Here is a 26,955-nt window from a genome sequence, read left to right as displayed (position 1 = left end):
GCTCGCGAAAGCCGTTACGCGTGCACTGATTCCAGTCGCCAGCCCGCCGCACGACTGCGCTCGTTCCAGAAGGCGGCATAGCGGCCGTCGAGTGCCAGCAGCTCCTCGTGCGTGCCGCGCTCGGCAATGCGGCCCGCCTCCATGAACAGGATCTGATCCGCGTGCGCGATGGTGGCCAGGCGATGCGCCACCACGATGACCGTGCGGTCGCGGGTCAGCTGATGCACACCGCGCACCACCACCGCCTCGTTCTGCGGATCGAGGGCACTGGTGGCCTCGTCCAGCAGCACCACCGGTGCGTCCTTGAGCAGGGCGCGCGCGATCGAAACCCGCTGGCGCTCACCGCCGGACAGCGCCGCGCCGCCCTCGCCGACGGTGGTGTCCCAGCCCTCCGGCAGGCGTTCGGCGATCTCGTCCACCCGGGCCGCCGCGGCCGCGCCGCGCACCTGCTCATCGGTGGCGTCCAGGCGTCCGGCCCGAATGTTCTCCAGCACCGAACGATTGAAGAGATAGACGTTCTGGAACACCAGCGACAGCTGGCCCAGCAGCGTGTGTGACGGCTGATCGCGAACATCGTGGCCGCTCACCAGGACTCGGCCGGAATCGGCGTCATGGAAACGAGCGGCCAGGCGCAGGACCGTGGTCTTGCCCGCGCCGCTCGGCCCGACAATCGCGGTGGTGGTACCGGCCGGGACCGTGAACGACACCTCCGACAGCACCTGCGCGCCGGTCCGGTAGGCGAAGCTGACATCCTCGAACACCACGCTCGGCGTGCCCGGGGTCACCTCGGAATCCGGCTGCGGCAGTGCCGGTTCGGCGAGCAGGGTGGTCACCCGGTCCGCCGCGGCCGCCGCCGAACGCAGCGCCGTGCCCAGCTGCGCGGCCTGATTCAGCGGTTCGATGAAACGGCTGCTCACCGCGATCAGCGCGATGGCCGCCGCCGCCGAAATACTGCCGCCGGTCACCTGCCCGACCACCAGGTACACCAGCACCAGGAAGACCGCCTGCACACACAGCGAGAACACGATCAGGCCCGGCACACTCGCGAACAGCAGACCGGTGGCGGCCTTACGCTGCCGGGCCAGCGCCGTATCCAGCGCCTTGTTCCCCGAGCCCACGGCGCCGAAGGACCGCAGCACCGGCTGCGCCTGCGCGAATTCCAGCACCCGGGCATTGGCTTCGCCCGACGCCTCGTGCAATTGCGCATCGGAGGCGGTGTAGGAGCGATTGGCCCACAGGTTCACCAGATACAGCACCGGTGCGGCCAGCAGCATGGCGAGCGATATCCGCCAGTCCACGAACAGCATTCCCACCGCGACGCCCAGCGGCACGATGGCGCCGGTCAGCATTTTGGCCAGCAGATACGCGATCAGGCCCTGCACCTCACGCACATTCTCGACGACCAGCCGCGACAGCGCACCGGCGTTCTGCGTCTCGAACCAGCCCAGCGGCAAGGCATTCAGATGATCGCCGAGCCGGGTCTGCAGTCCGTGCGACATGCCCACACCGATGCGCAGGCCCAGCACCGACTGCAGGAAGCTGAAGCCGACCTGACCCGCCACCGCGGCGGCCAGCGCTATCGTCCAGCGCCAGGCGCTCGCGGTATTGCCGTCGAACAGCGCCTCGAGCACCGGCACCAGCAGTACGTACGCCGCGGCCTGCAGCAGCGCCTGCAGTGTGATGGCGGCCAGCAGTTTCGGTGTCAGCGCGGCGAACTCGCGCGGCACCAGCGCGAAAACCTTGCGAATCATCGTGTTCCCTCCATGACCACGTCCAGCGCCGCCTCATTGATCTCCCACAGCTGCTGATAGAGACCGCCGGCCCCGCGCAGACTCACGTGATCACCCTGTTCGACCAGGGTTCCGTTCTCCAGCACCAGGATTCGATCCACACCGGTGATGGTGTGCAAGCGGTGCGCGATCACCAGCACCGTGCGTCCGGCCACCAGGGCGGCCAGCGCATCCTGCACCGCCGCTTCCGATTCCGGGTCGGCGAAGGCGGTGGCCTCGTCCAGCACCAGCACGGGGGTGTCGGCCAGTAGTGCGCGGGCGATGGAAAGCCGTTGCGCCTCACCGCCGGACAGGGTGGCGTCCACGCCGATCTCGGAGTCGTAGCCGCGCGGCAGGGTGAGAATCCGCTCGTGGATCTGAGCGGCGCGGGCCGCCCGCTCCAGCGCGGCGTCATCGGCGTCCGGGCTGGCGAGCAGTAGATTCTCGCGCACGCTGCCACGAATCAGGCGCACGTCCTGGAAGACGAATCCGACGGTGCGGTACAGCTCTTCGGTGGTGAAGTCGCGAATATCGCGGCCGCCGATGGAGATTCGGCCCGCATCGATGTCATAGAAGCGCGGCAGCAGCTTGGCGAGCGTGGACTTGCCCGAACCGCTCGGGCCGACCAGTGCGGTGAGCGTGCCCGGAGCCAGCTCCAGATCGAGGCCGCGCAGCACCTGATGATCGGCGCGGTAGCCGAAGCTCACATTCTCGAAACGCACCAGTCCGGCCGGAGCCGCGGCCGGTTCGGTCTCCGATTCCGGTGCACTGGAGGCCAATTCGGGGGTCGCCATCAGCTCGTGCAGCCGCAGTGCCGCATCACCGGCGGCCCGCAGCGCCTGCGCGCCGTAGCCGAGGCCCAGCAGCGAACTGCCCAGACCCAGCCCGACCAGCAGGAACGGCAGCACATCGACCGGGGCCACCCAGCCGGCGCCCACACCGGTCAGGCCCGCGAGCACCACCAGCAGCATGACGAACACCGGCGCGACCACCGCCTCCGACAGCGACTGCACCGACAGGATCGGCATCTTCAGCCGCCGCAGACTATCGGTCTGATGATCCACCGCGTCCTGGAAGACGCTGTGCGCCTTGCCCGCCCGGCCGAAGGCCCGCACCACCTGGATACCGTCCACGAATTCGACGGTCGCCTCGCGGGTGCGCTGTTCGGCGGCGTTGTAGACCAGCATGCGTTCGCGGCCGGGCTCGTCCAGCATCTTCTTCATGCACAGCACGTAGATCACCAGCGGCACCAGCAGCACCAGGGTCAGGCGCCAATCGACGGTGAAGAGGTAGACGAGCGTCACCAGCGGCACGGTCACCGAGCCGATGAAATCCAGCCGCGCGTGCGCGACCAGATAGTGCAGCGCCTCCACATCGTCCTGGAGGTACTTCTTCACCTCGGCCGAGGTGCGAATACCGAACCAGCCCAGCGGAACCCGGGTCAGCTTGTCGGCGAGCAATCGGCGCAGGGTCAGCTGGTAGCGGGCGTCGGTCAGATGCGACCAGGTCAGCGCCGCCGCCTGCAACAGCGCCCGGACCACCAGCACCAGCACGGCGATGAGCAGCAGTCGCCACACCCGATCGGTGTCGATCGTGGTGGCCGGCAGCTCCCGGCACGCCTCGACGATCAGAATGAACGGAACCACCGCGCAGACCGAGGCGATGGCCATGATCAGGCTCGCCACCGTGAGCGTGCCCGCGACCGGAGCGAGAATCTCCTTGCGGGCGGCGGCTTCTCGTCGGCGCCGGGCTTTCACCTCGGCCTTGTCGGGCGGCGATTCGGCCTCCACCGTCATCAGATCTGCTCCTCCACCATCGTCGTAATGGCCCCATCCTCACACAAAGAGGCATTGCAGGATAGGTTAGGCTAACTTCGCTATCCGAGGAAGGCGCGCCGCGTCCGCACGACTAGGGTCTTCCAGGTGAGACGCAGGCAGCAGCCGCCGCTACCCAAACGGCACGGGTTGGACCCGGCACGATTGCGGCTGCCCGAGGACGGCGAGTGGGCGACCATTCGCGACCACCTCGTCGAGCGGCTGCCGCGGGTACCCGCCGCGCGCATCGACGAACTGCTGCGCGAGGGCGGCATCGTGGATCTGGCCGGACCCATCGCCCCGGACGCCGCCTATGTGCCCGGCGGCGCGATCTGGTTCCACCGGGATCTGCCGGTCGAGACCGACGTACCGTTCGAGATCGGCATCGTGCACCGCGACGACGATCTGCTCGTCATCGACAAACCGCACTTCCTGTCGACAATTCCGCGGGGACAGCACATTCTGCAGACCGCACTGGTCCGCCTGCGGCGCGAACTCGACCTCCCGGATCTGGTGCCCGCGCACCGGCTGGACCGGGTCACCGCCGGACTGGTGCTGTTCATCGTCAATCCCGCACGCCGCGGCGCGTACCAGACCATGTTCCACAAACGCGTGGTGCACAAGGAATACGAGGCCATCGCCCGCTTCGACCCGGAGCTCGAACTGCCGCGCACGATCATCAGCCGAATCGTCAAGGAGCGGCAGGTGCTGCGCGCGTTCGAGGAGCCCGGCGAACCCAATGCCGAGACCCGGGTCGAACTGATCGAAGAACGCGACGGGCTCGCGCGGTATCGGCTGCGGCCCAGGACCGGTCGCACCCATCAGCTGCGACTGCATATGAACGGGCTCGGCCTCCCGATCCTCGGCGACGATTTCTATCCGGAACTCACCGACAAACCGGTCGGCGATTTCAGCCGGCCGCTGCAATTGCTGGCCTGTGCTCTCGAATTCACCGATCCGATCACCAAGGTTCCGCGCCGCTTCGAAACCCGCCGCACGCTGCAGGCCTGGAACGACCCCGTGGGCTGGGAACGCGGAATCCGGGCCTGAGATCCAGCGGCCTCGACCACATTCGAGGCCCGTTCTCAGAATCCCGGCGTACGCTGGCCGGGATGTCTCGATCAGATAACGGTGCGGTCGCTGTGCTTCCCGACGCACCCGCGCCACTGCGCCTTCGCCTGCACGCCTACATCGACGTAGCGGTCGTTGTCGTGGTCTTGATCTGCACAAATCTCATTGCGCACTTCACCACCAGCTGGGCCAGCATTGTCACGGTGCCGGTAGCCGCGCTTGTGCTGCTGGCCCTGGTCCGCCGCCGCGGACTGGGCTGGGGCGAGCTCGGGCTCGATCCGCGACAGTGGCGGCGCGGCACCATCTGGGCGCTGGCCGCGGTGGGCATCGTGCTCGGGGCGGTCGCCATCGGCGCGATCCTGCCGATCACCCGGCCGTTCTTCCTGGCCGATCGGTACGCCACCATCTCCGGTGCGCTCATCGCGTCCATGATCGTCATTCCACTGCAGACGGCCATTCCGGAAGAGCTCGCGTTCCGCGGCGTACTGCACGGCACGCTCGATCGCGCAATCGGTGCGCGCGGCGTATTCGCCACCGGATCACTGCTTTTCGGCCTCTGGCATGTGGCCTCGTCACTGGGTCTCACCAGTGGCAACAAGGGACTGAGCAGTTTCCTCGGCGGTGGTGTCGCCGGGCAGATCGCCGGAATCATGCTCGCCGTATTGGCAACGGCCGCAGCCGGAGTCGTCTTCACCTGGCTGCGGCGCCGCAGCGGCAGCCTGCTCGCACCCATCGCACTGCACTGGTCGCTGAACGGCGCGGGCGCACTCGCCGCCGCCGTGGTCTGGCATACGACCATGCGCTGAACCACAGCGGCGCAAGCACTTCGGAGGGGCCGGACCGGCTGACTAGGGAACAGAGGATTGGCATCAGCCGGCCCGGGGACGATTCGGTGCGGTCGGGCCGCGACCGAATCGAGTATCAGGAGCCCAGGAAGCCCAGCGGGCCCGCACCACAGGTGGCGCTGCCGGTCAGGGTGGGCTGCAGGACATTGACCTTGAGCTCCCATGCCGAACCCTGCAGGGTGGACAGGGTGTGGGTGCCGGCGCCCTTGGGGGTCCACTGGATGGTGGCGGTGCCGTTCGACGGGTTGATCGGGCTACCGCCGATGACCAGGCCGTTGTCGTAGAACCAGACCTGGATCCAGCTGTCGTAGGTCGCGGTCACCTGGTAGGTGCAGGCGGCGTAGACATTGCTGGCATTGACCGACAGGCCGGTGGGAGCCGCCGACGCGTAGGGCGCCGTCAGGGCCGCCGAACAGGCCATCGCGGCCAGGGCGGTGACGCCGACGCCGGCCCGCCGGGCGATGTGCTTGTTCACGGTCATGGTCATGCGAAACTCCCTTGCTGTACGGTCCGGCGAACCATATCGGTTGTCCAGTTCGGGCGGTGGCACTTTCGGGAAAAAACTGAAACGTGTTTCTGTCAGACCTTGCCGGCGATAGCAAAAGGCCAGGCCCGCCCCCTGAAAAGGAGACGGGCCCGGCCGGCCTGCGGAACAGATTCGCGACTACCGCCGCGCCGAATCAGGCTGCGACCACCGCGGGTCGTCCCACTCCTGCTTCTCCAGCGAGATCGCCGGATCGGCGTCCCCGCCGTGACCCGGCCACCAGGCCCGGCGGCCGATCAGCGCGGTCACCGACGGCGTGAAGAACATCGCCATGACGAAGGCCGCGATACCGATGCCCACCGAGATGGCGAAACCCATCTGCGAGAGCGCGGTATTGCCCGCCAGCATCATCGAGGCGAAGGTGCCCGCCAGGATGAGACCGGCGGCGGCGATCGTCGGACCGGTGTGCCTGACCGCCTCGGCCGCGGCCTTGTGCGGATCGTGGCCCTCGCGGGCCTCCTCCCGCAATCGGGCCACCATGAGGATGTTGTAGTCGGTCCCGAGGGCGACCACGAACAGATACATGATCAGCGGCAAGGTGAAGATCAAGCCCGAATTCCCCTGGATGTGCTGGAAAACCAGCACGGCCGCACCGAGCGTGGCCGCGAAGCCGAGGAAGACCGACGCGATCAGATACCAGGGCGCCACCAGACTGCGCAGCAGCAAACCCAGCACCAGCATGATGAGCACCGCGGCCACCGGGAACACCACCGAGTAATCCCGGTTCATAGCAGCCTTGAAGTCGACGAACACCGAGGTCATACCGCCCACCACGGCCGTGGATCCCGGCGGCGCGGCCGAATGCGCGATATCGCGCAGCGGGCCCTTCACCGTCTTCAGTGCGGCATCCGACTCCGGAGTGTCATTGAGCGTCACCTGGTACTCGGCCACCGACTTGTCGGTCGACAGCTTCGGCTCCGACACCTGACCCACACCGGAGACGCCGGTCAGCGCCTGACGGTAGGCGGTCAACTGCTCGGTGGTCAGCTCCGCACCATCGGTGCGCAGGTAGACCTGCGACGGCTGCGTGGTGCCCGCGGGCTCACCCTTCAGCAATTCCTTGCTGTAGACCGTGGATTCGGAGGTATCGGAGGTCGAACTCGAACTCAGATCGAAGGTCGGATTGAAGCCGAACGCCACAATGCCGAGCGCGAGCAGCACACCGCCGGAGGCCACCGCGAACACACCGGGCCGCTTGCCCAGCGCCGCACCGACCGCCGCGAACCGCGCACCCGTCGGCTCCTGCTTCCAGGCCTTCGACGGCCAGAACACCTTGGTGCCCAACAGCGAAACAATCGCAGGAACCAGCGTCAGGCCCGCCAGCAGCGCCACCGCGACGGCGATCGCCAGCGCCGGTCCGAGCGAACGGAACATGCCCAGGGTCGACAGCATGAGCGCGCCGAAGGCGATGATCACCGCGGCCGCGGCCGAGCTGATCGCCTCGCCGACCCGGGTGACCGCGCTGACCATGGCGGTCTTGGGATCCTCACCGGCACGCAGGCGCTCCCGGTAGCGGAACATCAGGAACAGGATGTAGTCGGTGCCGACACCGAACAGCACCACGATCAGCAGTGACTGCACGGACGAATCGACCTTGAGGTCGAAAGCCTTGCTCACCATGGCAATCAGGCCATTGACGCCGAGCGAGACCACACCGATCACAATGATCGGCAGGAAGGCGATCACCGGACTGCGGAAGATCACCAGCAGCAGAATCAGAATCAGCGCGATGGTGGCGATGCCGATGATGGCCAGCGCATTGTTACCGGATTCCTGCTGGTCCAGCTGCTGAGCCGCGGCGCCGGTGACACCCGCCTTCAGGTCGGTGCCGTTGACCTGATCCTTCAGGGCCGTGCGCAGCGCCTTGACCGCATCGGTCTGCTTGGTGTCGCCCTGGCTGGTGACCTTCGTCATCGCCACCGCGGCAATCTGAATCGAGCGATTGTCCGCCGCCGGCGCCGCCTGCACCCCGAGGACGTCCTTCAGGTGCAGATCGCCCAGCTTGCCCGCGGCGGCCTGCACCGTGGCCACGTCACTGTCGGTCAGCGGTGCGCCGTCGGTGCGCTCGAAGACGATGAGCGCGGCCGGAGTATTGCTGTTGGGAAATGCCTTCTGCTGCAACTCCATCGCCTGGATGGACTCGTAATGCGAAGGCAGGAAGTCGGATTGGTCGGTGGTGGCGGTGAGCTTGGGCGCCGTGGCCACCACCGCGATGATGGCGATCAGCCAGACGCCGATGACCAGCCACGGCTGTTTGACGACGAAGCGTCCCAGTCGGGAAAACATGCGGGGGAAGTCCTTTCAAGGTTTCGACCGCGTGCGGAATCTGTGCTGACAGAGCTCTATCGGTGCTTAGATGTCGAGAAACTGCGCAGACGGGTTTTCCACCGCATCGGCAACTGTCCGGTACGCCTTGGCAGGCACCCGGTCACGCAACTCCCCCAGCGAATCCACGATTTCGAGTGTGTAGTCGCCATAGCCATCCTGGCCGATACCGACCAGTTCGCGCCAGTGCTTGAATTCCCCGGCCCAGTTGGCGATCAGCGGAACATGCGACCCATCGGCATTCCGGCGGGCGGCGGCGAACTCTTCCCGCTTGGCATTGAACTGGTCCTTCGTGCCCTCGTAGGCGTGCTTGGTCGCCGTCGAGAAGTCCGACCAGTCCAGGTAGTGGCGGTGCACCACCAGCTTGCCCTTGCGGCTCTGGTAGATCCGCACATTCTCGGCGCCGGCCGTGGTGACCTGCTGCGATTTCGCCAGCAGGCGGCCGACGAAGCTCTGGGTGCGGGTGCCGCCGGGGCCGACGCGCACCTCGATCTCCAGCATGTCGTCAGGCAGGGTTTGCGTCACCGCGGTGCCGGGGGCCGCATCGTCGTCGGCGGGCTTCTGCATATCGATGTCCATGATCTGCTCCAGTTCCGGTCATTCGTCAACAGTAGGTTGACTATCCAATTGAAGTCAACCGTAGGTTGACGGACTATCATTAGTGGATGCGCATATGAGCATGCTTCTACATCAACCCACAGCGGGTTCGAAATTCGCTGTGCTTCAACGGTTCCCGACTACCGGATCCGCAGCGGCCGAGCTTCCCACCACCTGAAATCACTATAAGTAGACGTATACGTATAGCGCAACCCTGACTTCACCCTGAGAAATCCCCCGACTTCACCCCGGACGTCACAACCGGGCATGACAAAGGGCCCGCCTCCCGCTCGGGAGACAGGCCCTCGGAACAGCTTCGGCCGCTACTACTTTCCGCGCCGCTTGCCCGGCTTCTTCACGGCGCCACCCGATTTCGCCTTGGCGCCGGTCTGCTTCGCTGCCGGTTTCTTGGCGCCCCCGGCGGACTTCTTCGCACCGGCGGCCGGCTTCTTGCCCGGACCCGCGGCCCGCCGCGGCTTGGCCGCCTCCTGCCCCGACGGCGACCGCGAACTGCGCGCCGAACGCCCGCGCACCACGCCGACGAACTCCTCGACCAGTTCGGTGGTCTGCGCATCCGGCCAGGCCAGCACAATCTCGGTTTCCGGCACACCGGTCATGGTCCGGTAGACCAGATCCTTGCGACTGTGCAGGCGCGCAATGGAATGCGGCACGATGGCCGCACCGCTGACCGCCGCCACCAGCTCCATGGTCATGGCCGCCTCGTCGAGGTCGGTGGCGTCCTGCATGCGCTCTTCGGTCAGCTCGGCCATGCTCACCTGGTCGAAGACCGACAGCGGATGATCCTTGGGCACCACCACCACCGGCAATTCGCGGTAGAGCGGGATGGCGCTGATCCCGTCGCGATCGATCGGGAGGCGGACGAAGCACATATCGACGCGGCCGTCCCGCAGCGCCACATCCTGCTCGCGCATCGGGACCGGGATCATCTCGACGGGAATCTCGGGAAAACGCTCGCGCCAGATCCGATCCCATTTGGTGACGGTCACCCCGGGCACAAACCCGACCCGCAGGCGTTCACCCTCGTCGGCCGCCACCGGTTCGGGCTCCGGGGCATTCGCGATCAGCTCCCGGGCCGCCACCAGCAGCTCCTCGCCGTCGGTGGTGAGCTGGGTCGGCTGCGCACCCGGCACGAACAATTTGGTGCCGAGCTCCTCCTCCAACTCGATGATCGTCCGGCTCAGGCGCTGGCGGGCAATGCCCAGGCTCTGCGCCGCGCGCGCGAAGTGCAACTGTTCCGCAACCGCGGCGAACCAGCGCAGACGCGGGATATCGATCGACTCGAACCGGCTCATTCCACCCAGGTTATTGCACCGCGAGCCAGGTTATTGCACCGCGCGGCCAGTTCGCCTCTCCCCGACCGATACCCTCATCATGTGAGCCCGGACAAGAAACCCCAGAACATGAAGCCGCTGACCGCGGCGGCCAAACTCGGCATCTACCTCCCCGCAACCCCCGAGGAGTTCCGGAACTCACCCGTCACCCGCGCACAGCTCGAAGAGCTGCGCACCAATCCGCCGCAGTGGCTGCTCGACCTGCGCGCCGACGGGCCCTTCCCGCGCGATGTGGTCGCCCGCAAACTCGGCATCTCGAACTCCGGGCTGGGCCGCGCCGGGGTCGAGGACGCGCTGACCAGCGCCGAGATCGACGCCCTCATCGCCGCACCGCCGGAATGGCTGGTGAAGGAGCGGGAGAACTTCGCCGAGGTGCGCAAGGAAGCCGAGCGCGTCAAGGCCAAGGACGCCGAACGGCGCGCGGCCACCAACCGCCCGGCCAAGAACTGGTAGTACCGGCACACACTCACATCCGGCGCAGCACCCGATCGACCAGATCCGGGGCTGCGCCGAGATAGTTTTCGGGGCGCAGGAGTTCGGCCAGCTCCGGCCGGCCGAGATGCACGGCGATATCCGGGCATTCGGCCAGGATGTCGGCCAGCGGGCGCGCCGTGGACTGCGATTCGTACGCGGCCGCCTGCAGCGTCTTCTTCGCGACCGGCTTACCGAGCAGCGGGGCCAGGCGGATCGAGAGGCGCTCGGACACGATCTGGCCGTCGGTGAGCGTGAGATTCGTGGTCATCCGATCGGCGTCCGCGATCAGGCCGGCGGCCAGCTCCACCGCGGTATGCGCCGCGCCGCCGACCAGCAGCAGGCACTCGCGCAGCGGCTGCCATTCGGCATGCCAGGAACCGGCCGGGCGTTCGTCCTCGGCGAGCAGCGCACCGAAGAGTGTCGAGGCCAGGCCCGGCACCTGGAGGGCTGCGGCACGAATCATGGTGCTCAGTACCGGATTTCGCTTCTGCGGCATGGCCGAGGATTCGCCGCGCCCCTCGGCCGAGGGTTCGCACAGTTCGGCGATCTCGGTGCGGGACTGGGAGATCACATCCACCGCGAGCTTGCCGAGCACGCCCGAGGTGAGCGCCAGCGCACCGGCCAGATCGGCGATCGGGGTGCGCACCGTATGCCAGGGAGCCGCGGTGACGGTGAGCGAGAGTTCGGCCGCGAACTCCTCGGTGAGACGCTCCACGATCTCACCCGCGGGCGCCTGCGACAGCGCCGAATCCGCACAGCGCGCGCATTCGATATACGACGCCAAAGTGCCTGCCGCACCGCCCAATTGCACCGGCAGACCGGTCCGCACCTGGCACAGCCGGTCGCGAGCGTCGAGCAGGCCCTGCATCCACACCGCCACCTTGGCGCCGAAGGTGGTCGGCACGGCCTGCATGGCCAGCGTCCGCCCCGCAATCGGCGTATCGCGGTGGCGGCGCGCCAATTCGGCGAGGGAGCCGAGCATGGTGTTGAGATCGGTGATGATGATCGACAGCACCCGCGCGGCGATCACCATGGTCGCCGTATCCAGAATGTCCTGACTGGTCGAGCCGTAGTGCACGTAGTTCGCGCTCACCGGGTCGATATCGGCGACCGCGCGGTGCAGTCGCTCCACGAAGGTGACCACCGGATTGGCCGCTCCCCGTGCGGCTTCGGCGATATCGCGGGCGCTGAACTCGTGCTCGCGCACCGCGATCGCCATATGCTCGGCGACACTGTCCGGAACCATGCCGAGCCGGGCCTCGGCGCGGGTCAGCGCGAGCTCCACCTCCAGCATGGCCTCGATCCAGGCATCGTCGCCCAGCAGGGATTCCACCGGGACGCCGACGCTCACCGGAGACAGCAGCCCGCATTCGATCGCCATATCGTCGTGCCTTTCAGGAGTATTCGCATGCTCGCCGTAGCGGTGGGTGGTGAGGATTTCGCGGGCGATGCCGTCGCCGTCGGCGAGGGTGACGGAATTGACGCCGGGGCGCGGGCCCGCCGCGGTCACCCAGCGGACGGACTCGGTGGGAACACCGAAGGCGTAGCGGCGCGGGTGGATTCGGCCCTCGCCGTCCACCAGGTGATGGGTGTGCGGGGCGATGGTGAGGCCGCCGGTCCGATAGCTGCTGCCGTCCGGTGAACCGATCGCATAACCGCGCACATCATTGCGGCCCAGCATATTCCGCAGCAGCGGGTCCGCCGTGCGGCGCAGATCCGGCGCGGGCAGCCAGGCGTCTATCAGATAGCGGCCCTGCACCTGCGATCCACGCACCTGCGGTGAACCGGCGACGAAAAGCCCGCGCTCGGCATCGATATCCACCTGCATGCCGGGGCCGACCACCCGCACGATGCCCGCCCGGATGAGCGCCGCCAGTTCGGCAATGCGGCTGGCGGGCGGGCCGATCGAGAGGAAAGCGTTCATCGGCGTGTACCAGCGATCCAGATCGTCCCGATACGACGACCCCGCGATACCGCCGTAGTCGACCACGAGCCGGACCTCATTGCGCAGATCCCGCAGCACATCCAGCGCCGCCTTCACCGGACCCCGGACATTGCCCAGGCGGGCCTCGTGCACATCGGCATCCAGATAGGCCAGCAGCCAGTCGTGAAAATCGCCGGGCCGATCGAAGCGGCGGCCGCCCGTCGGATCCACCAGGCTGCCCCAGTTCCACCGCTCCTGCTGCCGAATATGGAAGCGCTGCAACAACTCCGCGGCGTCCTGATCGGTGGGCACGGTCAGATACCGATCCCGGAAGGACTCCAGCCGCTGCGGGCTCAGCTGCTCGGACAGCAGCGCCGCGTAGTACACCGATTCGACCTCGCGGGCGATCAGCGGCCACACATCCCGGCGGAAGGAGACATCGCCCAATTTCCGTGAGCGACTGCGCAATCGGTCGATACGCGCGGGGTTCAACAGCAGCGGCGCGTACCGGCCGTCCACGCCCTTCTGGTTCTCGCCGCGGGCATGATGCGGGATGCCCCGGCGGCAGCCCGCGATAATGACCGGTTCGCGGCCCGATGCCACGTACTCCAGTCCGGTATCGCACTCCTTGAAGACACCGCCGCGTCCTGCGGTCAGCAGCACCAGATAGTCGAAGAAGGTGAGCCCCAGGCCGCGGATGAGCACGGGATCGGACGCCGGAATCGCGTCCACGTCGATATCGGCGGCATTCGCGGGCGGCACGTAACCGAGCCCGAGCCGGCGCGCCGAATCCGGCAGGGAGCCGGGCACTTCCGGCTGCTCCTCCCCCAGGTGGCCCTGGGTGAGCACCACGGCGTGCAGACCGCGTACGCGCTCCCCCGTGCTCAACTCCAGTTCCTGCAGTCCGCCCGGGCCGTCTCGCAAATCCACTGCGGTAGCCACAATTTCGCGCACATGCACCCATTCGGCATAGCGGTCGCGCGTTCGTTCGAATGCCCAGCGCAGATAATGGCCGTAGAAGTAGCGTGGCGGATAGCTTTCCGCGCGCATCCGGAGCGCTTCTCGATAAGCCCGCGCGGGCAGTCCGGCGAAATTGCCGATCTTGGCAATGAAATTGGCCCATTCGTGCAGACTCGGACCGCGATCGACCGGACCCGCCATCTCGACGGTGTCATCGGTGAACACCGTGACCTGCTCGGACACCGTATTCATCAGCAGTTGGGCGGGCTGGTCGGTGCGCCAGACCGCCCCGGTGCCAACCTGTTTCGAGTCCAGCAGAATCAGCTCGACGCCCGCCGAATTACCGAGCTGCCGAGCATTGGCACAAATTCGTTCACAGACATTCAGACCGCGAGGTCCCATTCCGACGATCGCAATCCGAACCACATTGTCGAGCATCCACTCACCGATCGCGCCCGCAGATCCGCGCCCGGTAGCGGGCACGTCGCCGAGAGTAGCGAGGTCACCGATCCCATACAAGAACGCGCGGTACGGAATACGCTCTTCCTCGCGAAACGCCGAACGCAGTATTGCGCTCTGCGTGTTGGAGAAACAGGGCTCTGCGTGTTGGAGAAACAGGAACGTCGTACCCCCTCGGTACCGTGGGAGGCATGGCACTGACGTTGGAAGAACGACAGAGTTTCCTCGCACAACCACATATCGGGGCGCTGGCCGTGAACAACCGGCCGGGACGCGCACCCCTGACCGTGCCCATCTGGTACCAGTACTCGCCCGGCGGTGAGCTGTGGGTGCTGACCGGGCCCGAATCGCAGAAGATGCGGCTGCTGCAGGAATCCGGGCGCTTCAGCCTCATGGTCGAAGTCCTCGAACCTACCGTCCGCTACGTGACTGTCGAGGGTCCTATCACCCGGGTCACCCCGATGACCGATGAGCAGCACCACGAAATGGCCGCGCGCTATCTGCCCGCCGACAAGGTCGAGGGCTACCTGAAGTACGCCGACTCCATCGGCCCGCAGTCCGCGGTCTTCATGAATCCCGAACACTGGCTATCGGCCGATATGGGCTCGTTCTGACCGGTCCGGGCTGACCCCGTTCCCGGAAACGACGAAGGCCCGCGTCCCAAAAGGGAAGCGGGCCTTCGTTTTACGACTTGTCAGCCGTGGAGGGGTGAATTACTTCGCCCGCTCCAGGACCTCGACCAGACGCCAGCGCTTGGTGGCGGACAGCGGACGGGTCTCCATCAGCTGCACGAGGTCGCCGACATTGGCGCTCTCGTTCTCGTCGTGGGCCTTGACCTTCGAGGTGGTGCGGATGATCTTGCCGTAAAGCTTGTGCTTCACGCGATTCTCCAGCTCGACCACGATGGTCTTGGTCATCTTGTCGGAGACAACGTAGCCCTTGCGGATCTTGCGCTGGCCCCGCTCCTCAACCTTTGCCGGCGTCTTGGCCGGGCCTTTTGCGTCACTCATGCCGCATCTCCCTTGCCTTCAGGACCGGTGGCCAGCCCGAGCTCACGCTCACGCATAACCGTGTAGAGGCGCGCGATCTCGTGGCGGACCACACGCAGACGACGGTTGTTCTGCAACTGGCCCGTCGCCATCTGGAAGCGCAGGTTGAACAGCTCTTCCTTGCCTTCACGCAGTTTCGCGACGAGCTCGTCCTCAGTCAGCTCGCGCAGCTCTGCAGCCGGAGTTCCGGTAGCCATCAGAACTGCTCCTCTCGCGTCACGATCCTGCACTTCATGGGGAGCTTGTGCATCGCGCGGCGCAGGGCCTCACGAGCGGTCTCCTCATTCGGGTAAGACATCTCGAACATGATCCGTCCCGGCTTCACGTTCGCGATCCACCACTCCGGAGAACCCTTACCGGAACCCATGCGGGTTTCGGCCGGCTTCTTCGTGAGCGGGCGATCGGGGTAGATGTTGATCCAGATCTTGCCGCCACGCTTGATGTGGCGGGTCATCGCGATACGCGCCGACTCGATCTGGCGGTTGGTCACGTAGGCCGGCTCCAGAGCCTGGATGCCGAACTCACCGAAGGTAACCGCCGTGCCGCCCTTGGACATGCCCGAACGGCCCGGGTGATGCTGCTTACGGTGCTTGACCTTGCGAGGCATCAACATAGGTCAGCCCTCCTGGGTCGTCTCTGCCGGAGCCTCTGCGACCGCAGTCGCGGCACGCCCGGCCTCAGTACTGGTGGCAGTGGTGCCCTGGGCACCCGAGCGACGCGGGCGGCTCGGCCGCTCACGACGCGGACGATCACGGTCGCCGGCCGGCGCGGCGGTCGCAGTGACCTCACGCTTGCCACCGACGATGTCGCCCTTGTAGATCCACACCTTCACGCCGATACGGCCGAAGGTGGTGCGGGCCTCGTACAGGCCGTAGTCGATGTCCGCACGAAGGGTGTGCAGGGGCACACGGCCTTCGCGGTAGAACTCCGAGCGCGACATTTCGGCGCCACCGAGGCGGCCCGAGCACTGCACGCGGATGCCCTTGACGTTCGGCGAACGCATGGCCGACTGAATGGCCTTACGCATCGCACGACGGAACGCCACACGGTTCGACAGCTGCTCGGCAACACCCTGAGCAACGAGCTGCGCATCCGATTCGGGGTTCTTGACCTCGAGGATGTTCAGCTGCACCTGCTTGCCGGTGAGCTTCTCCAGCTCGGCACGGATACGGTCGGCCTCGGCGCCGCGGCGGCCGATGACGATGCCCGGACGCGCGGTGTGGATATCCACACGCACACGGTCACGGGTGCGCTCGATCTCGACCTTCGAGATGCCGGCCCGCTCCATGCCGGTGGCGAGGAGCTTGCGGATCTTGACGTCTTCGCCGACGTATTCCTTGTACTGCTTATCGGCGTACCAACGCGACTTCCAGTCGGTCGTGATACCGAGGCGGAAGCCATGGGGATTAATTTTCTGTCCCATTTACTTTGCCCCTCCCTTCCGGCGGTTGCGAGGGGCAGTGCTGAGCTCAGGCACGCTCTCGACCTCGATGGTGATGTGGCTGGTGCGCTTGCGAATCCGGAACGCACGGCCCTGGGCCCGCGGCTGGAAACGCTTCATGGTCGCGCCCTCGTCGACGAATGCCGTCGAGATGACCAGGGTGGCCGGGTTCAGACCGAGGTTGTTCTCGGCGTTGGCCGCGGCCGAAGCCACCACCTTGGCGACCGGCTCGCTGGCAGCCTGCGGGGCGAACCGCAGAATGTTCAGCGCGTCCTCGACTCGCTTGCCGCGGACCAGGTCCACAACACGACGAGCCTTCATCGGCGTCACGCGCACGTGCTTGGCAGTGGCGCGCGCAGTCTGGTTCTGAGTTTCAGTGCTCATCGCCGCTTGCTCTTCCGATCGTCCTTGACGTGGCTCTTGAACGTCCTGGTCGGCGCGAACTCACCGAGCTTGTGCCCGACCATGTTGTCCGAGACGAAGACCGGAACGTGCTTGCGGCCGTCGTGCACCGAGAACGTGTGCCCGATGAAATCGGGAATGATGGTCGAACGACGCGACCAGGTCTTGATGACCTGCTTCGTGCCCTTCTCGTTCTGAACGTCCACCTTCTTGAGGAGGTGATCGTCTACGAACGGGCCCTTCTTGAGGCTGCGTGGCATCTTTAACCTCCTCCTTAACGCTTCTTGCCGCGGCGGCGGACGATGAGCTTGTCGCTGGGACGGTTGGGCTTGCGGGTACGGCCTTCCGGCTTACCCCACGGCGAGACCGGGTGGCGACCACCGGAGGTCTTACCTTCACCACCACCGTGCGGGTGGTCGACCGGGTTCATGACGACACCACGGACGGTCGGGCGAACGCCCTTCCACCGCATACGGCCGGCCTTGCCCCAGTTGATGTTCGACTGCTCGGCATTGCCGACCTCGCCGATGGTGGCGCGGCAGCGCACATCGACGCGACGGATTTCACCGGAGGGCATACGCAGGACGGCGTAGGCGCCTTCCTTACCCAGCAGCTGAATGCTCATACCGGCGGAACGAGCCAGCTTGGCGCCGCCACCCGGACGCAGCTCCACCGCGTGAATGGTGGTACCGGTCGGGATGTTGCGCATCGGCAGGTTGTTGCCCGGCTTGATGTCGGCGCCCGCGCCGGACTCGATCTTCGTGCCCTGGGCAATGCCCTTGGGCGCGATGATGTAGCGCTTCTCGCCGTCCGCGAAGTGCAGGAGGGCGATATTGGCGGTGCGGTTGGGGTCGTACTCGATGTGAGCGACCTTGGCCGGCACGCCGTCCTTGTCCATCCGACGGAAGTCGATCAGACGGTAGGCACGCTTGTGGCCGCCACCCTTGTGACGAGTGGTGATGCGGCCCTGAGCGTTACGGCCACCGGTCTTGGTGAGCGGACGCAGCAGCGACTTCTCGGGGGTGGAGCGGGTGATCTCGGCGAAATCCGAGACCGAGGCGCCACGACGACCCGGGGTAGTCGGCTTGTATTTACGAATTGCCATGAGTTCTTCTCTACTTTCTGGATTCCCAGGCGCTTACGCGACCGGGCCTCCGAAGATCTCGATGGGCTTGCTGTCGGCCGAGAGGGTCACGAGCGCGCGCTTGGTGTTCTTGCGCTTTCCGTAACCGGCCTTGGTCCGCTTGCGCTTGCCCTGACGGTTAGCAGTGTTGACGCTGGTCACCGTGACGCCGAAGACCTTCTCGACGGCGATCTTGATCTGCGTCTTGTTGGAGTCCGGGTGCACGATGAAGGTGTAGGTACCCTCTTCGATCAGTCCGTAGGACTTCTCGGAGATGACCGGCGCCAGCAGAATGTCGCGGGGGTCGGCGATCGTGGTCACTTGCTCTCCTCCTGTGCAGCTTCGGCGGGGCCGTGCACGAAGGCATTGAGCGCCTCGACGGAGAAGATGACCTCATCGGCCTTCAGCACGTCGTAGGTGTTCAGCTGATCGGGAGCGATCGGGTGCACGTTCTCCAGGTTCGCAACGCTCTTCCACGTGGCGATGTCCTCGCGACCGACGACGACCAGGAGCTGCTTGCGGCTCGAAAGCTCGGCAAGGAAGGTCTTGGCGATCTTGGTCGACGGGGTCTGACCCGGGACCAGTTCGGTGATCACGTGGATGCGCTCGTTGCGGGCCCGGTCGGAGAGAGCGCCACGCAGTGCGGCGACCTTCATCTTCTTGGGCAGGCGCTGGGTGTAATCGCGCGGCTGCGGGCCGTGGACGGTGCCACCGCCGACGAACTGCGGTGCACGGGTCGAGCCCTGACGGGCGCGGCCGGTGCCCTTCTGCCGGTACGGCTTACGACCACCACCGCGGACTTCACCGCGGGTCTTGGTCGAGTGCGTGCCCTGGCGAGCCGCGGCCTGCTGGGCCACGACAACCTGGTGCATCAGCGCGATATTGGCGGTCACGTCGAAGATCTCCGCGGGGAGCTCGACGGTGCCCTCGGTCTTGCCGCCAGCGGCCTTGACCGGGAGCGTCAGGTTGGTCTTGGTCTCGGTGCTCATGCCCGGGCACCACCCTTCACTGCACTCTTGACGATCACGACGTGGCCGCGACGGCCCGGGATCGCACCCTTGATCAGCAGCAGACCGTTCTCGGCATCCACCTTGTGGACCGTGAGGTTCTGCGTGGTGACGCGGTCGTTACCCATCCGGCCGGACATGCGCATGCCCTTGAACACGCGACCCGGGGTGGAGCAACCACCGATGGAACCCGGCCGGCGGTGCACAGCCTGCGCACCGTGGGAGGCGCCCTGGCCCTTGAAGCCGTGACGCTTCATGGTGCCGGCGAAGCCCTTGCCCTTGGAGGTGCCCGTCACGTCGACGAAGCTGCCTTCGGCGAAGGCCTCCGCGCCGATTTCCTGGCCGACCTCGAAGGAGGCGACGTCAGCGACGCGGATCTCCGTGATGTGGCGGCGAGGGGTGACACCGGCCTTGGAGAACTGGCCGGAAACCGGCTTGTTCACCTTGCGCGGGTCGATGGCGCCGTAGGCGATCTGGATGGCGGCGTAGCCATCACGCTCGGCGGTGCGGATCTGGGTCACGACGTTCGGACCGGCCTTGACGACGGTCACCGGAACAACGCGGTTCTTCTCGTCGAAGACCTGGGTCATACCGAGCTTGGTTCCCAGGATGCCGGCAGCCGGCCTGCTCTTGTTGTCAGTCATATCTGGAATCCCCGTCACTGAATGTTGACGTCGACACTGGCCGGAAGATCGATGCGCATAAGCGCGTCGACCGTCTTCGGCGTGGGGTCGAGGATGTCAATCAGCCGCTTGTGAGTACGCATCTCGAAGTGCTCGCGCGAGTCTTTGTACTTGTGCGGCGAACGGATGACGCAGTACACGTTCTTTTCGGTGGGCAACGGCACCGGGCCAACGACACGAGCGCCCGTGCGGGTCACCGTCTCGACGATCTTGCGCGCAGACGCGTCGATCGCCTCATGGTCGTAGGCCTTGAGCCTGATGCGGATCTTCTGTCCCGCCACGCTGAGTGTCCTTTTCTCCGCTTAACGTTTGTGCCCCAAGAGCTTTCGCTCTCGAAGCACCCTCATTTGCACAGTCCGAACACACGAAGACGCATCAGCCACCACACGACCGAGGCCACGTGTGGGCCCGATCCATCGCCGCTGTTCATCTGTCATGGTTCTTCCGGTCCACGCGGTCGGGCGTGTCGCCCATCCGCTCATTCTTCGGCCCTGGAATCGAATCCCACTTGGCCGGAAGAATCTTTGTCCCGGACGCACCGCCGCTGTCATCAGCGGGGTGCAAGAGTGTCCTTCTCACCCGCCACCACCTGCATCTATTCCGAAGAAAGACACAACCCGGTCCGGGCAACCTGAATAGTATGCACCAGGGCTATGGGTGACTTCAAATCGCCCCCTCCCCGTCCGTGCTCGGATGGCGCTGGTCACACCCGTTTCCGGAGGAACCGGACGGCTGCGGGCGCCGATGGGCGCCCGCAGCCGGTGGATCAGGGCAGAACCTGGATGACCCGAACCGGATTGCCCCAGTTGACATTGGGGTCGTACCAGCCGAAGCCGAATTCGCCGTGCTGCCTGGCCGCCTCGGAGACGACATCGGGGACGGTCGCGTAGACATTGTTGTCATCGCGCGGCAGGCGCGAGGCCGGATCGATCAACATGGTTGTCCGCCCGTCCGGTGCGAGCTGGTCGAGCACGCCCGGGATGGGGCTGTTGTTCAGGGCGACGGTGTCACCCTGGTCGAAGAGTACGACGAGGTAGATGCCGTGACCCGGGTCGCTGAGCGGCGTGATCGCCGAGGCCGATCCGGCGCCCGCGATGGTGGCGAAAGCGGCTCCCGCCAGGGTGATGCCCAGTGCGGCGGCAGCGGTACGAATGCGCATGTAGTGAGAGTTCCTATCCCCCGACAGCCGGCGATGTGGCGCCGGCCCCAGCCGCGCTCCGCGCGCAGCGATTCAAATTACCAAGCAAGTGCTCGTTTCGATGGCATCGGGCGCACCCTACTTCCGGATAACTTACTTCTGAGTAAGATACGCGGCATGACGAAAGAGACCGCCACCTACCGCGGCTGGAAGAAACTGCCGGACAATCGGCTCGGCCACACCCTGTTCTCCCTCGGCATGGTCGCGCGCGTCCCCTACTTCGGCACCGTGCTGCCGAACGTCGTGCGGCTCGAGCCCGGTCTGTGCGAGGTGACCGCGCCCAAGTGGTTCGGTATCCACAATCACCTGGGCACCTTCCATGCCATCGCCGCCTGCAACCTCGCCGAGGTCGCCATGGGCATGCTGTCGGAGGCCACCGTCCCCGGTACGCACCGCTGGATTCCCAAGGCCATGAACGTCCAGTACCTGGCGAAGGCCAATTCCGGCCTGCGCGCCGTAGCCGAACTCCCCGAACTGCCGGACTTCTCGGCCATCACCGAGGGCCAGAACCTCATCGTCCCCGTCTCCATCTACGACAAGTCCGGTGCGGAGGTCGTCCACGCCGACATCACCACCTGGATCACCCCGAAGTAGCACCGGCCCCGCCATCCGGGGGTGGGAGGGTGGCGGGGTGGGGTGGGGCTGTTTGAATGCGGGTATGAGTGAGGTCGGCGGGGCTGCCGATGTTTGTGTGGTGGGGCTCGGGCCTACGGGGCGGGCGCTGGCGCATCGGGCCGTGGTGGCGGGGTTGCGGGTGGTCGCGGTGGATCCGCGGCCGGAGCGGCTGTGGGGGCCCACCTATTCGTGCTGGATCGACGAGTTGCCGGAGTGGTTGCCGCGCAACGTGATTGCCAGCCGGATCGAGGCGCCGGTGGTGTGGACGCAGAGCGAGCATCGGATCGCGCGGCCGTACTGCGTGCTGTCGAAGCAGGGGTTGCGGGATGCGCTCCCGCTGGACGACGCCACGGTGATCACCGGGCGGGCGCACGTGGTCGAGGCGCATCGGGTGGAGTTGGCCGACGGCACCGAGGTGCGGGCCGCCACGGTGTTCGACACCCGGGGGCAGGCGTCGCCGGGACAGCGCCGGACCGCCAGCGCGCACGGCATTTTCGTGGACGAGGACGTCGCCGCGCCCATGGTCACTCCGGGCGAGGGCCTGCTGCTGGACTGGCGCGGCGAGAACGGCGCGGGTCCGGACGAGCCGCCGTCGTTTCTGTACGCGGTGCCGCTCGGCGACGGGACGGTCATCTTCGAGGAGACCAGCCTGGGATTGCGGGGCGGCATGCCGCAGCACGAGCTACGCCGCCGTACCCTGAATCGGCTTGCGGCACACGGCATTCGACTACGCGGTGACGAGCCGAGCGAGGCCGCGCACTATCCACTGGACGATATGCCGCCGAAAACCGGTCGCGGACAGGTGATTCCGTTCGGTTCGCGCGGCGGGCAGATGCATCCCATCACCGGTTACTGTGTGGCCGATTCGCTCTCGCAGGTCGATATCGCGCTCGCCGCGCTGCAGCGCGGCGACGATCCGGTCGAAGCGCTGTGGCCGTGGCAGGCGCGGCTGGTGTACTGGATGCGGATGCGCGGCGTGTACGGGCTGGGCCGGCTGACCACGCCGCAGTCGATCTCCATGTTCGAGGCGTTCTTCACCGGCTCACCGCGACAGCAGCGCGCGCTGCTCTCCGCGCACGACGATTTCGCCGCGCTCGGTGCGGGACTGTTCCTGACGGTGGCCCGCACCTGGCCGTTCCACTGGCGCTACGACCTGGTCGGCTGGACGCACCGAAACCGCTGGGTGGGTTGGGATTACGGCCGGCCGGAGCCGCGAAACTCTCCGGCGGCGCCCGAGGGCACCGCCACCCCGTGAGAGCGGTGGGTCTCAGACCCAGTTCTCGATCCAGTACTTCCAGATCACCGACCCGTACCCCGCCAGCGGCGGCACCCTGATATCGGTTCCGGCGAGCGCGTCCGCGGTGTGCCGGGAGTCGAACCGGCAGCCGATCTCACTGTGCGCGATCACATCCATGGGCACCCCGACCTGCCGCAGCATCCATCCCATACCGGGTACCCGCAGCGTCATATCGAGGGTCTGCTTGGGCATGACCTCCATGAGATGCGGCGCGCCCGCCTCGTCGGCGAAGAGGTTGAAGACGTCGGCCACACTCTGTTCCCGCGGATCCACGAGGTGGTAGGTGCTACCCCCGCCCCCGGGCCGGTGCGCGATGTGGTCGAGCGCGCGCGCCACGAAATCGACCGGAACCATATTGGTATCGCCCAGTTTCGGCGACACCACCGGCAGGATGCGCGGCAGTTGCGCGGCCATGCGCAGCAGCCGGAAGAAGTAGTAGGGCCCGTCGATCCGGTCGATTTCCCCGGTGCGCGAGTGCCCGATGACGATGGACGGCCGATAGATCCGCCACGGCACCCGGTCCTGGTCCCGCACGGCCTGTTCGGCCTGGAGCATGGCGCGCTGATAGGGCGCGGGCAGCGGCTGTCCGACGTCGAACATGTCCTCGGTGAAGAGCCCGTCCCAGCCGCCCGCCACCCGCACGGTCGAAACATGGTGCAGCAGCCCGGCTTCCAGTTCCCCGGCCAGTTCGGCGACGCGCCGCGTCCCGCCGCCGGGCATGACGGAGTCCAGTCCGCCGGCCAGGTGGAACACGTGCTCGATCGAACCCCGGTGCGCGGCAATCCAGCTCGGGTCGATGCCGATTCCGGGCGCGCTCAGGTCGCCGCGCACCGGCCGCACGCGGTCCTCGTCGTCCCAGGCGCGCAGGCATCGGTTGAAACGCAGTATCGAGTCTTCGCCGGGGCGTACGAGCACATGAACGTCTTCGCCGCGTTTGAGAAGTTCGGGAATCAGAAACCGCCCGATGAACCCAGTTGCCCCGGTAACCAGGTAAGCCATGCGCACACCCTAGCGTGACGCACACCACACTCGGACCGCGGTACCGCATAACACCCAAAACTCGCATGCGGGACGCATTTTCACGGTCGGCAACCACCCCGCAACAGCAACGGGGCGGTACCCGGAGTACCGGATACCGCCCCGCGGAGGCAGAAGCTCAGGCGCCGGTTTCGGCCGCCTTGCGATAGCCGCGAATCGCCGGATAACCGAACACCACCACCATGCCGACCGCCCACGCGACGGTCTTCATCAGCGGCACCGCGATCGGCCCGTCGAAGGACAACCCGCGCATGGCATCGATGGCCGTACTCATGGGCTGGTTCTGGACGGTCATCTGCAACCACGTGGGGTACGCGAAGACCGGCACGAAACCGGAGTTGAAGAACATGAGCAGGCTATTGATGACACCGATGACCTGCACCAGCATGATGCCCTCGGTAATGGTGGCGAGCGCCGTCACCAGCACCGCGAACCCGATGCCGAAAATGATCGGAATCCCCAGCATGGCAATGCCCGCGGCCGCGCCGTACCAGAATCGGAAGCCCAGGCAGACACCCACCGCGAGCACGATCAGCGAGGTGAGCAGCACGCGGATCGCCTCGGCCAGCAGGCGTCCGGTGAGTCCGGCGGCGCGGTGCACGGGCATGGTCCAGAAGCGGCCGAGCAATCCGGTCGCCTTCTCCACCTTGAAGCCGAGCGCCGAGACCACCGAGCCCGCCATGGCCGCGACCAGCATGACCATCGGCACGGTGCCGTAGATGCTGGGCGCACCGGTGGCCGAGGTGATCGAATCACCCAGCACCACACGGAACATGAGCAGGGTGGCCGCCGGATAGGCGATGGTCTGAATGGTGGTCGCGGGGTCGCGGGCCCAGCCGATCAGCAGTCGCTTGCACTGGATGAAGCTCTGCTCCAACCAGATCGACAGGGTCCGTTCGGACCGCTGCTCGACGCGCGGCAGCGGCTGATGTCCTGCCCACGATTCCGTATCGCCCGCGACCGAACGGGCTTCGACTGCAGAACTCATGACCGCCTCATACTCGCCCAGACCGCCGCCGGCAGGAAGAACACCGCGGCGCCGATCAGCCACACCATCGGCACCCAGAACACCTGCCAGGTCACCCCGTGCGCGGCCATATCCCGCAGCGCGAAGGAGAACTGGGAGATGGGCTGATTGCGCACGAACGGCCGAACCCATACCGGGAAGCCGGATTCCGGCACGAATCCGCAGGAGAGCATGCCGAAGATCAGCGTCGGCAGGGTCAGGGCCTGGCTCAGCGATTCGGGATTTTTGGTCAGCGAGCCGAGCGCGTCGGCGCCGATGGCGAGCACGGTGCCGACGGCGAGCGAGAACACGCAGAACAGCACGGTCTGTCCCCAACCGGCCACGAACCGGAAGCCGATCATATGACCCCAGCCGATGGCCGCGGTCAGTGAGACGATCGAGCGCACCAGACCGGCGCTCAGGCGCGAGACCAGCGGCACCATCTTGCCGACGGGCATGCTCTGCATTCGGGTGTTGAATCCGGTCATGGCCTCGAACGCGGCCATCTGCGCATTCGACATCATGGTGACGGTCATGGTCTGCAGCACGATGATCGGCATGACGAACTGCGCGTAGTCGATGCCGCGGAACTGCATGACGTACTTGAGCGGCAGGTAGAAGCCGAGGGTGATGACCAGCGGGGTGACCGATGCGAAGGCGAGCTCACCCTTGGTGGCCATCACCCAGAGGATGCGGCCGGTGAGCGCCTGCCACTGCTGCAGGCTGTTCGGCTTGGCCTTGGGCAGCCCGGCGAACAGATCGGTGCGCGCGACTCCGGCCGCGGCCGGCGCGCTCATTGGATGCCGCCCGAATGCCCGGTGAGGGAGAGGAACACATCGTCGAGCGAGGGCCGCCGCAGCCCGATGTCCGCGAGTTCGATACCGGCGCCGTCGAGTCGGCGCAGCGCCTCGGCGAGTGTGGAGGCCCCGTCCGGCGCGGGGATCGACAGCCGATCGCCGCTGCCGATCTCGGAGCGCGTGGCTTCGGGAATCAGATCGCCCAGGGCGTCCGCGGCCGCGATCAGATGGGTCGGGTCCAGCGGGACGACCTCGCAGTAGCTGCCGCCGGTCTTCTGCTTGAGCGCGTCCGCGGTGCCCTCGGCGATCACGGCGCCCTTGTCGATCACGATGATGTTGTCGCTGAGCACGTCGGCCTCTTCGAGGTACTGCGTGGTCAGCAGGACGGTGATGCCCTGGGTCTTGAGCGCGGTCACCAGATCCCACACGCCCTGGCGGCTGCGCGGGTCGAGTCCGGTGGTGGGTTCGTCGAGGAACACCACCTCCGGTCGCACCACGAGTCCGCAGGCGATGTCGACCCGGCGGCGCATACCGCCGGAGTAGTGCCGGACCGCGCGCCGGCCGGCGCCGGTGAGATCGAATTCCTCGAGCAGATCGTCGGCGCGCTGCCGGGCCGCCTTGCGGGGCAGGCCCATGAGCCTGCCGAACAATTCGATGTTCTCGCGTCCGGAAAGATTTTCGTCAAGGGCGGCGTACTGACCGGTCATCATGATGGACCGGCGAACGGCGGCGGGGTCCTTGCGCACATCGTGCCCGGCGACCCGGGCAATGCCGGAGTCGGGACGCAGCAGGGTGGAAAGGACCTTCACCGCGGTGGTCTTACCGGCGCCATTGGGGCCGAGGATGCCGAGCACCTGGCCGCGGACGGCGGTGAAGCTGATGCCCTGCAGCGCGTGCACCTCGCCGAACGACTTGCGGATGTCTTCGACATATACCGCCGGATCGCTCCCTGCGCTGCGCACTTCCGCTGTGTGCGAATCCGGTTTGTCCAAGCTCGGCATCAACTCTCCACTATCGGCTGGGCGGGCAATTCAGTTCGCCCCGGGCGGCGGGTCCCCACATCCCCTCGGGGATGATCCACTCCGTCGCGCGTGATGTTACCGGCGGTCCCTATGCGTGGTCGTTCCTTTGCCGAAGCAGCTATCAATCAAACGTGTCGTTGGTC

Annotated in this window: 29 protein-coding genes; 6 read left to right on the top strand and 23 right to left on the bottom strand. The window is 66.5% G+C overall.

Going from position 1 to position 26,955, the window contains the following annotated elements:
* Window positions 1–14 precede the first annotated feature (14 nt).
* Together OG326_RS06435 and OG326_RS06430 are read right to left on the bottom strand one after the other, a co-directional pair.
* Window positions 15–1,751 (bottom strand): ABC transporter ATP-binding protein, encoded by a 1,737-nt coding sequence (locus OG326_RS06435; protein ID WP_327143684.1) that lies wholly within the window; start codon window positions 1,749–1,751, stop codon window positions 15–17.
* Window positions 1,748–3,565: an ABC transporter ATP-binding protein gene (locus OG326_RS06430; protein WP_327143683.1), complete on the bottom strand. Its 1,818-nt coding sequence runs from the start codon at window positions 3,563–3,565 to the stop codon at window positions 1,748–1,750. Before OG326_RS06430 ends, OG326_RS06435 begins: the two co-directional genes overlap by 4 nt.
* Before the next feature lie 126 nt (window positions 3,566–3,691).
* Between OG326_RS06430 and OG326_RS06425 the strand changes: the two genes are divergently transcribed.
* The gene (locus OG326_RS06425; RefSeq protein WP_327143682.1) at window positions 3,692–4,633 is read left to right on the top strand and encodes an RluA family pseudouridine synthase; all 942 of its coding nucleotides are present in this window, start codon (window positions 3,692–3,694) and stop codon (window positions 4,631–4,633) included.
* Between the two features lie 62 nt (window positions 4,634–4,695).
* Entirely contained in the window at window positions 4,696–5,460 is a 765-nt protein-coding gene (locus tag OG326_RS06420) for a CPBP family intramembrane glutamic endopeptidase (RefSeq protein WP_327143681.1), read from the top strand.
* A gap of 115 nt (window positions 5,461–5,575) precedes the next feature.
* Here the strand turns inward: OG326_RS06420 and OG326_RS06415 are convergent, their stop codons facing one another.
* The 4 genes from OG326_RS06415 to OG326_RS06400 all read right to left on the bottom strand — a co-directional run bounded on the left by OG326_RS06415 (window position 5,576) and on the right by OG326_RS06400 (window position 10,278).
* Window positions 5,576–5,986 carry a hypothetical protein gene (locus tag OG326_RS06415; RefSeq protein WP_327143680.1) on the bottom strand — a complete coding sequence of 137 codons (411 nt, stop codon included), beginning with the start codon at window positions 5,984–5,986 and terminating at the stop codon, window positions 5,576–5,578.
* A gap of 177 nt (window positions 5,987–6,163) precedes the next feature.
* Entirely contained in the window at window positions 6,164–8,329 is a 2,166-nt protein-coding gene (locus OG326_RS06410) for an MMPL family transporter (RefSeq protein ID WP_327143679.1), read from the bottom strand.
* A 66-nt stretch (window positions 8,330–8,395) separates the two neighbouring features.
* A complete protein-coding gene (locus OG326_RS06405; RefSeq protein WP_327143678.1) occupies window positions 8,396–8,947 on the bottom strand; it encodes an EXLDI protein in 552 nt (183 codons plus the stop codon).
* Between the two features lie 344 nt (window positions 8,948–9,291).
* Window positions 9,292–10,278, bottom strand: coding sequence for a LysR family transcriptional regulator (locus OG326_RS06400; RefSeq protein ID WP_327143677.1), 987 nt, complete (start codon window positions 10,276–10,278; stop codon window positions 9,292–9,294).
* An 81-nt stretch (window positions 10,279–10,359) separates the two neighbouring features.
* On the opposite strand from OG326_RS06400, the gene OG326_RS06395 reads away from it, so the two are divergent.
* Window positions 10,360–10,770 (top strand): DUF5997 family protein, encoded by a 411-nt coding sequence (locus OG326_RS06395; protein WP_327143676.1) that lies wholly within the window; start codon window positions 10,360–10,362, stop codon window positions 10,768–10,770.
* Window positions 10,771–10,783: 13 nt separating this feature from the next.
* Here OG326_RS06395 and OG326_RS06390 read toward each other — a convergent pair whose 3' ends face one another.
* On the bottom strand, window positions 10,784–14,158 hold the full coding sequence (locus tag OG326_RS06390) for a 3-carboxy-cis,cis-muconate cycloisomerase family FAD/NAD(P)-binding protein (protein ID WP_327143675.1): 3,375 nt from the start codon (window positions 14,156–14,158) through the stop codon (window positions 10,784–10,786).
* A 167-nt stretch (window positions 14,159–14,325) separates the two neighbouring features.
* Here OG326_RS06390 and OG326_RS06385 point away from each other — a divergent pair, with 167 nt between their 5' ends.
* Window positions 14,326–14,748 carry a pyridoxamine 5'-phosphate oxidase family protein gene (locus OG326_RS06385; protein ID WP_327143674.1) on the top strand — a complete coding sequence of 141 codons (423 nt, stop codon included), beginning with the start codon at window positions 14,326–14,328 and terminating at the stop codon, window positions 14,746–14,748.
* 99 nt (window positions 14,749–14,847) lie between these two features.
* Here OG326_RS06385 and rpsQ read toward each other — a convergent pair whose 3' ends face one another.
* The 12 genes from rpsQ to OG326_RS06325 all read right to left on the bottom strand — a co-directional run bounded on the left by rpsQ (window position 14,848) and on the right by OG326_RS06325 (window position 20,998).
* Entirely contained in the window at window positions 14,848–15,144 is a 297-nt protein-coding gene (gene rpsQ, locus OG326_RS06380; protein WP_327143673.1) for a 30S ribosomal protein S17, read from the bottom strand.
* Window positions 15,141–15,380, bottom strand: coding sequence for a 50S ribosomal protein L29 (gene rpmC / locus OG326_RS06375; RefSeq protein ID WP_327143672.1), 240 nt, complete (start codon window positions 15,378–15,380; stop codon window positions 15,141–15,143). The genes rpsQ and rpmC overlap by 4 nt, the downstream gene beginning before the upstream one ends.
* Window positions 15,380–15,796, bottom strand: coding sequence for a 50S ribosomal protein L16 (gene rplP / locus OG326_RS06370; protein WP_327143671.1), 417 nt, complete (start codon window positions 15,794–15,796; stop codon window positions 15,380–15,382). Before rplP ends, rpmC begins: the two co-directional genes overlap by 1 nt.
* Window positions 15,797–15,799: 3 nt before the next feature.
* Window positions 15,800–16,606 (bottom strand): 30S ribosomal protein S3, encoded by an 807-nt coding sequence (gene rpsC, locus OG326_RS06365; RefSeq protein ID WP_297609504.1) that lies wholly within the window; start codon window positions 16,604–16,606, stop codon window positions 15,800–15,802.
* Entirely contained in the window at window positions 16,607–17,008 is a 402-nt protein-coding gene (gene rplV, locus OG326_RS06360) for a 50S ribosomal protein L22 (RefSeq protein WP_327143670.1), read from the bottom strand.
* The gene (rpsS, locus tag OG326_RS06355; protein WP_327143669.1) at window positions 17,005–17,286 is read right to left on the bottom strand and encodes a 30S ribosomal protein S19; all 282 of its coding nucleotides are present in this window, start codon (window positions 17,284–17,286) and stop codon (window positions 17,005–17,007) included. Before rpsS ends, rplV begins: the two co-directional genes overlap by 4 nt.
* 14 nt (window positions 17,287–17,300) lie before the next feature.
* A complete protein-coding gene (rplB, locus tag OG326_RS06350) occupies window positions 17,301–18,131 on the bottom strand; it encodes a 50S ribosomal protein L2 (protein WP_327143668.1) in 831 nt (276 codons plus the stop codon).
* 33 nt (window positions 18,132–18,164) lie between these two features.
* Window positions 18,165–18,470 (bottom strand): 50S ribosomal protein L23, encoded by a 306-nt coding sequence (gene rplW / locus OG326_RS06345; protein WP_297609492.1) that lies wholly within the window; start codon window positions 18,468–18,470, stop codon window positions 18,165–18,167.
* The gene (gene rplD / locus OG326_RS06340) at window positions 18,467–19,138 is read right to left on the bottom strand and encodes a 50S ribosomal protein L4 (protein ID WP_327143667.1); all 672 of its coding nucleotides are present in this window, start codon (window positions 19,136–19,138) and stop codon (window positions 18,467–18,469) included. The genes rplW and rplD overlap by 4 nt, the downstream gene beginning before the upstream one ends.
* Window positions 19,135–19,800: a 50S ribosomal protein L3 gene (rplC, locus tag OG326_RS06335; RefSeq protein WP_297609487.1), complete on the bottom strand. Its 666-nt coding sequence runs from the start codon at window positions 19,798–19,800 to the stop codon at window positions 19,135–19,137. Before rplC ends, rplD begins: the two co-directional genes overlap by 4 nt.
* A 14-nt stretch (window positions 19,801–19,814) precedes the next feature.
* A complete protein-coding gene (gene rpsJ / locus OG326_RS06330; RefSeq protein WP_003938093.1) occupies window positions 19,815–20,120 on the bottom strand; it encodes a 30S ribosomal protein S10 in 306 nt (101 codons plus the stop codon).
* A 485-nt stretch (window positions 20,121–20,605) separates the two neighbouring features.
* A complete protein-coding gene (locus tag OG326_RS06325; RefSeq protein WP_327143666.1) occupies window positions 20,606–20,998 on the bottom strand; it encodes a hypothetical protein in 393 nt (130 codons plus the stop codon).
* A 156-nt stretch (window positions 20,999–21,154) separates the two neighbouring features.
* Here OG326_RS06325 and OG326_RS06320 point away from each other — a divergent pair, with 156 nt between their 5' ends.
* A complete protein-coding gene (locus OG326_RS06320; protein WP_327143665.1) occupies window positions 21,155–21,631 on the top strand; it encodes a hotdog fold domain-containing protein in 477 nt (158 codons plus the stop codon).
* Window positions 21,632–21,695: 64 nt separating this feature from the next.
* Window positions 21,696–22,907: a lycopene cyclase family protein gene (locus tag OG326_RS06315; protein WP_327143664.1), complete on the top strand. Its 1,212-nt coding sequence runs from the start codon at window positions 21,696–21,698 to the stop codon at window positions 22,905–22,907.
* Between the two features lie 12 nt (window positions 22,908–22,919).
* Here OG326_RS06315 and OG326_RS06310 read toward each other — a convergent pair whose 3' ends face one another.
* The 4 genes from OG326_RS06310 to OG326_RS06295 all read right to left on the bottom strand — a co-directional run bounded on the left by OG326_RS06310 (window position 22,920) and on the right by OG326_RS06295 (window position 26,791).
* Window positions 22,920–23,948 (bottom strand): SDR family oxidoreductase, encoded by a 1,029-nt coding sequence (locus OG326_RS06310; RefSeq protein ID WP_327143663.1) that lies wholly within the window; start codon window positions 23,946–23,948, stop codon window positions 22,920–22,922.
* 157 nt (window positions 23,949–24,105) lie between these two features.
* Window positions 24,106–24,975 (bottom strand): ABC transporter permease, encoded by an 870-nt coding sequence (locus OG326_RS06305; RefSeq protein WP_327143662.1) that lies wholly within the window; start codon window positions 24,973–24,975, stop codon window positions 24,106–24,108.
* Window positions 24,972–25,790 carry an ABC transporter permease gene (locus OG326_RS06300; RefSeq protein WP_327143661.1) on the bottom strand — a complete coding sequence of 273 codons (819 nt, stop codon included), beginning with the start codon at window positions 25,788–25,790 and terminating at the stop codon, window positions 24,972–24,974. Before OG326_RS06300 ends, OG326_RS06305 begins: the two co-directional genes overlap by 4 nt.
* Window positions 25,787–26,791, bottom strand: coding sequence for an ATP-binding cassette domain-containing protein (locus OG326_RS06295; RefSeq protein ID WP_327143660.1), 1,005 nt, complete (start codon window positions 26,789–26,791; stop codon window positions 25,787–25,789). The genes OG326_RS06300 and OG326_RS06295 overlap by 4 nt, the downstream gene beginning before the upstream one ends.
* Window positions 26,792–26,955: the final 164 nt, after the last annotated feature.

It is taken from the genome of Nocardia sp. NBC_01327, assembly GCF_035958815.1.
Lineage (GTDB): Bacteria > Actinomycetota > Actinomycetes > Mycobacteriales > Mycobacteriaceae > Nocardia.
This window is presented reverse-complemented; position numbering and strand designations above follow the sequence as displayed.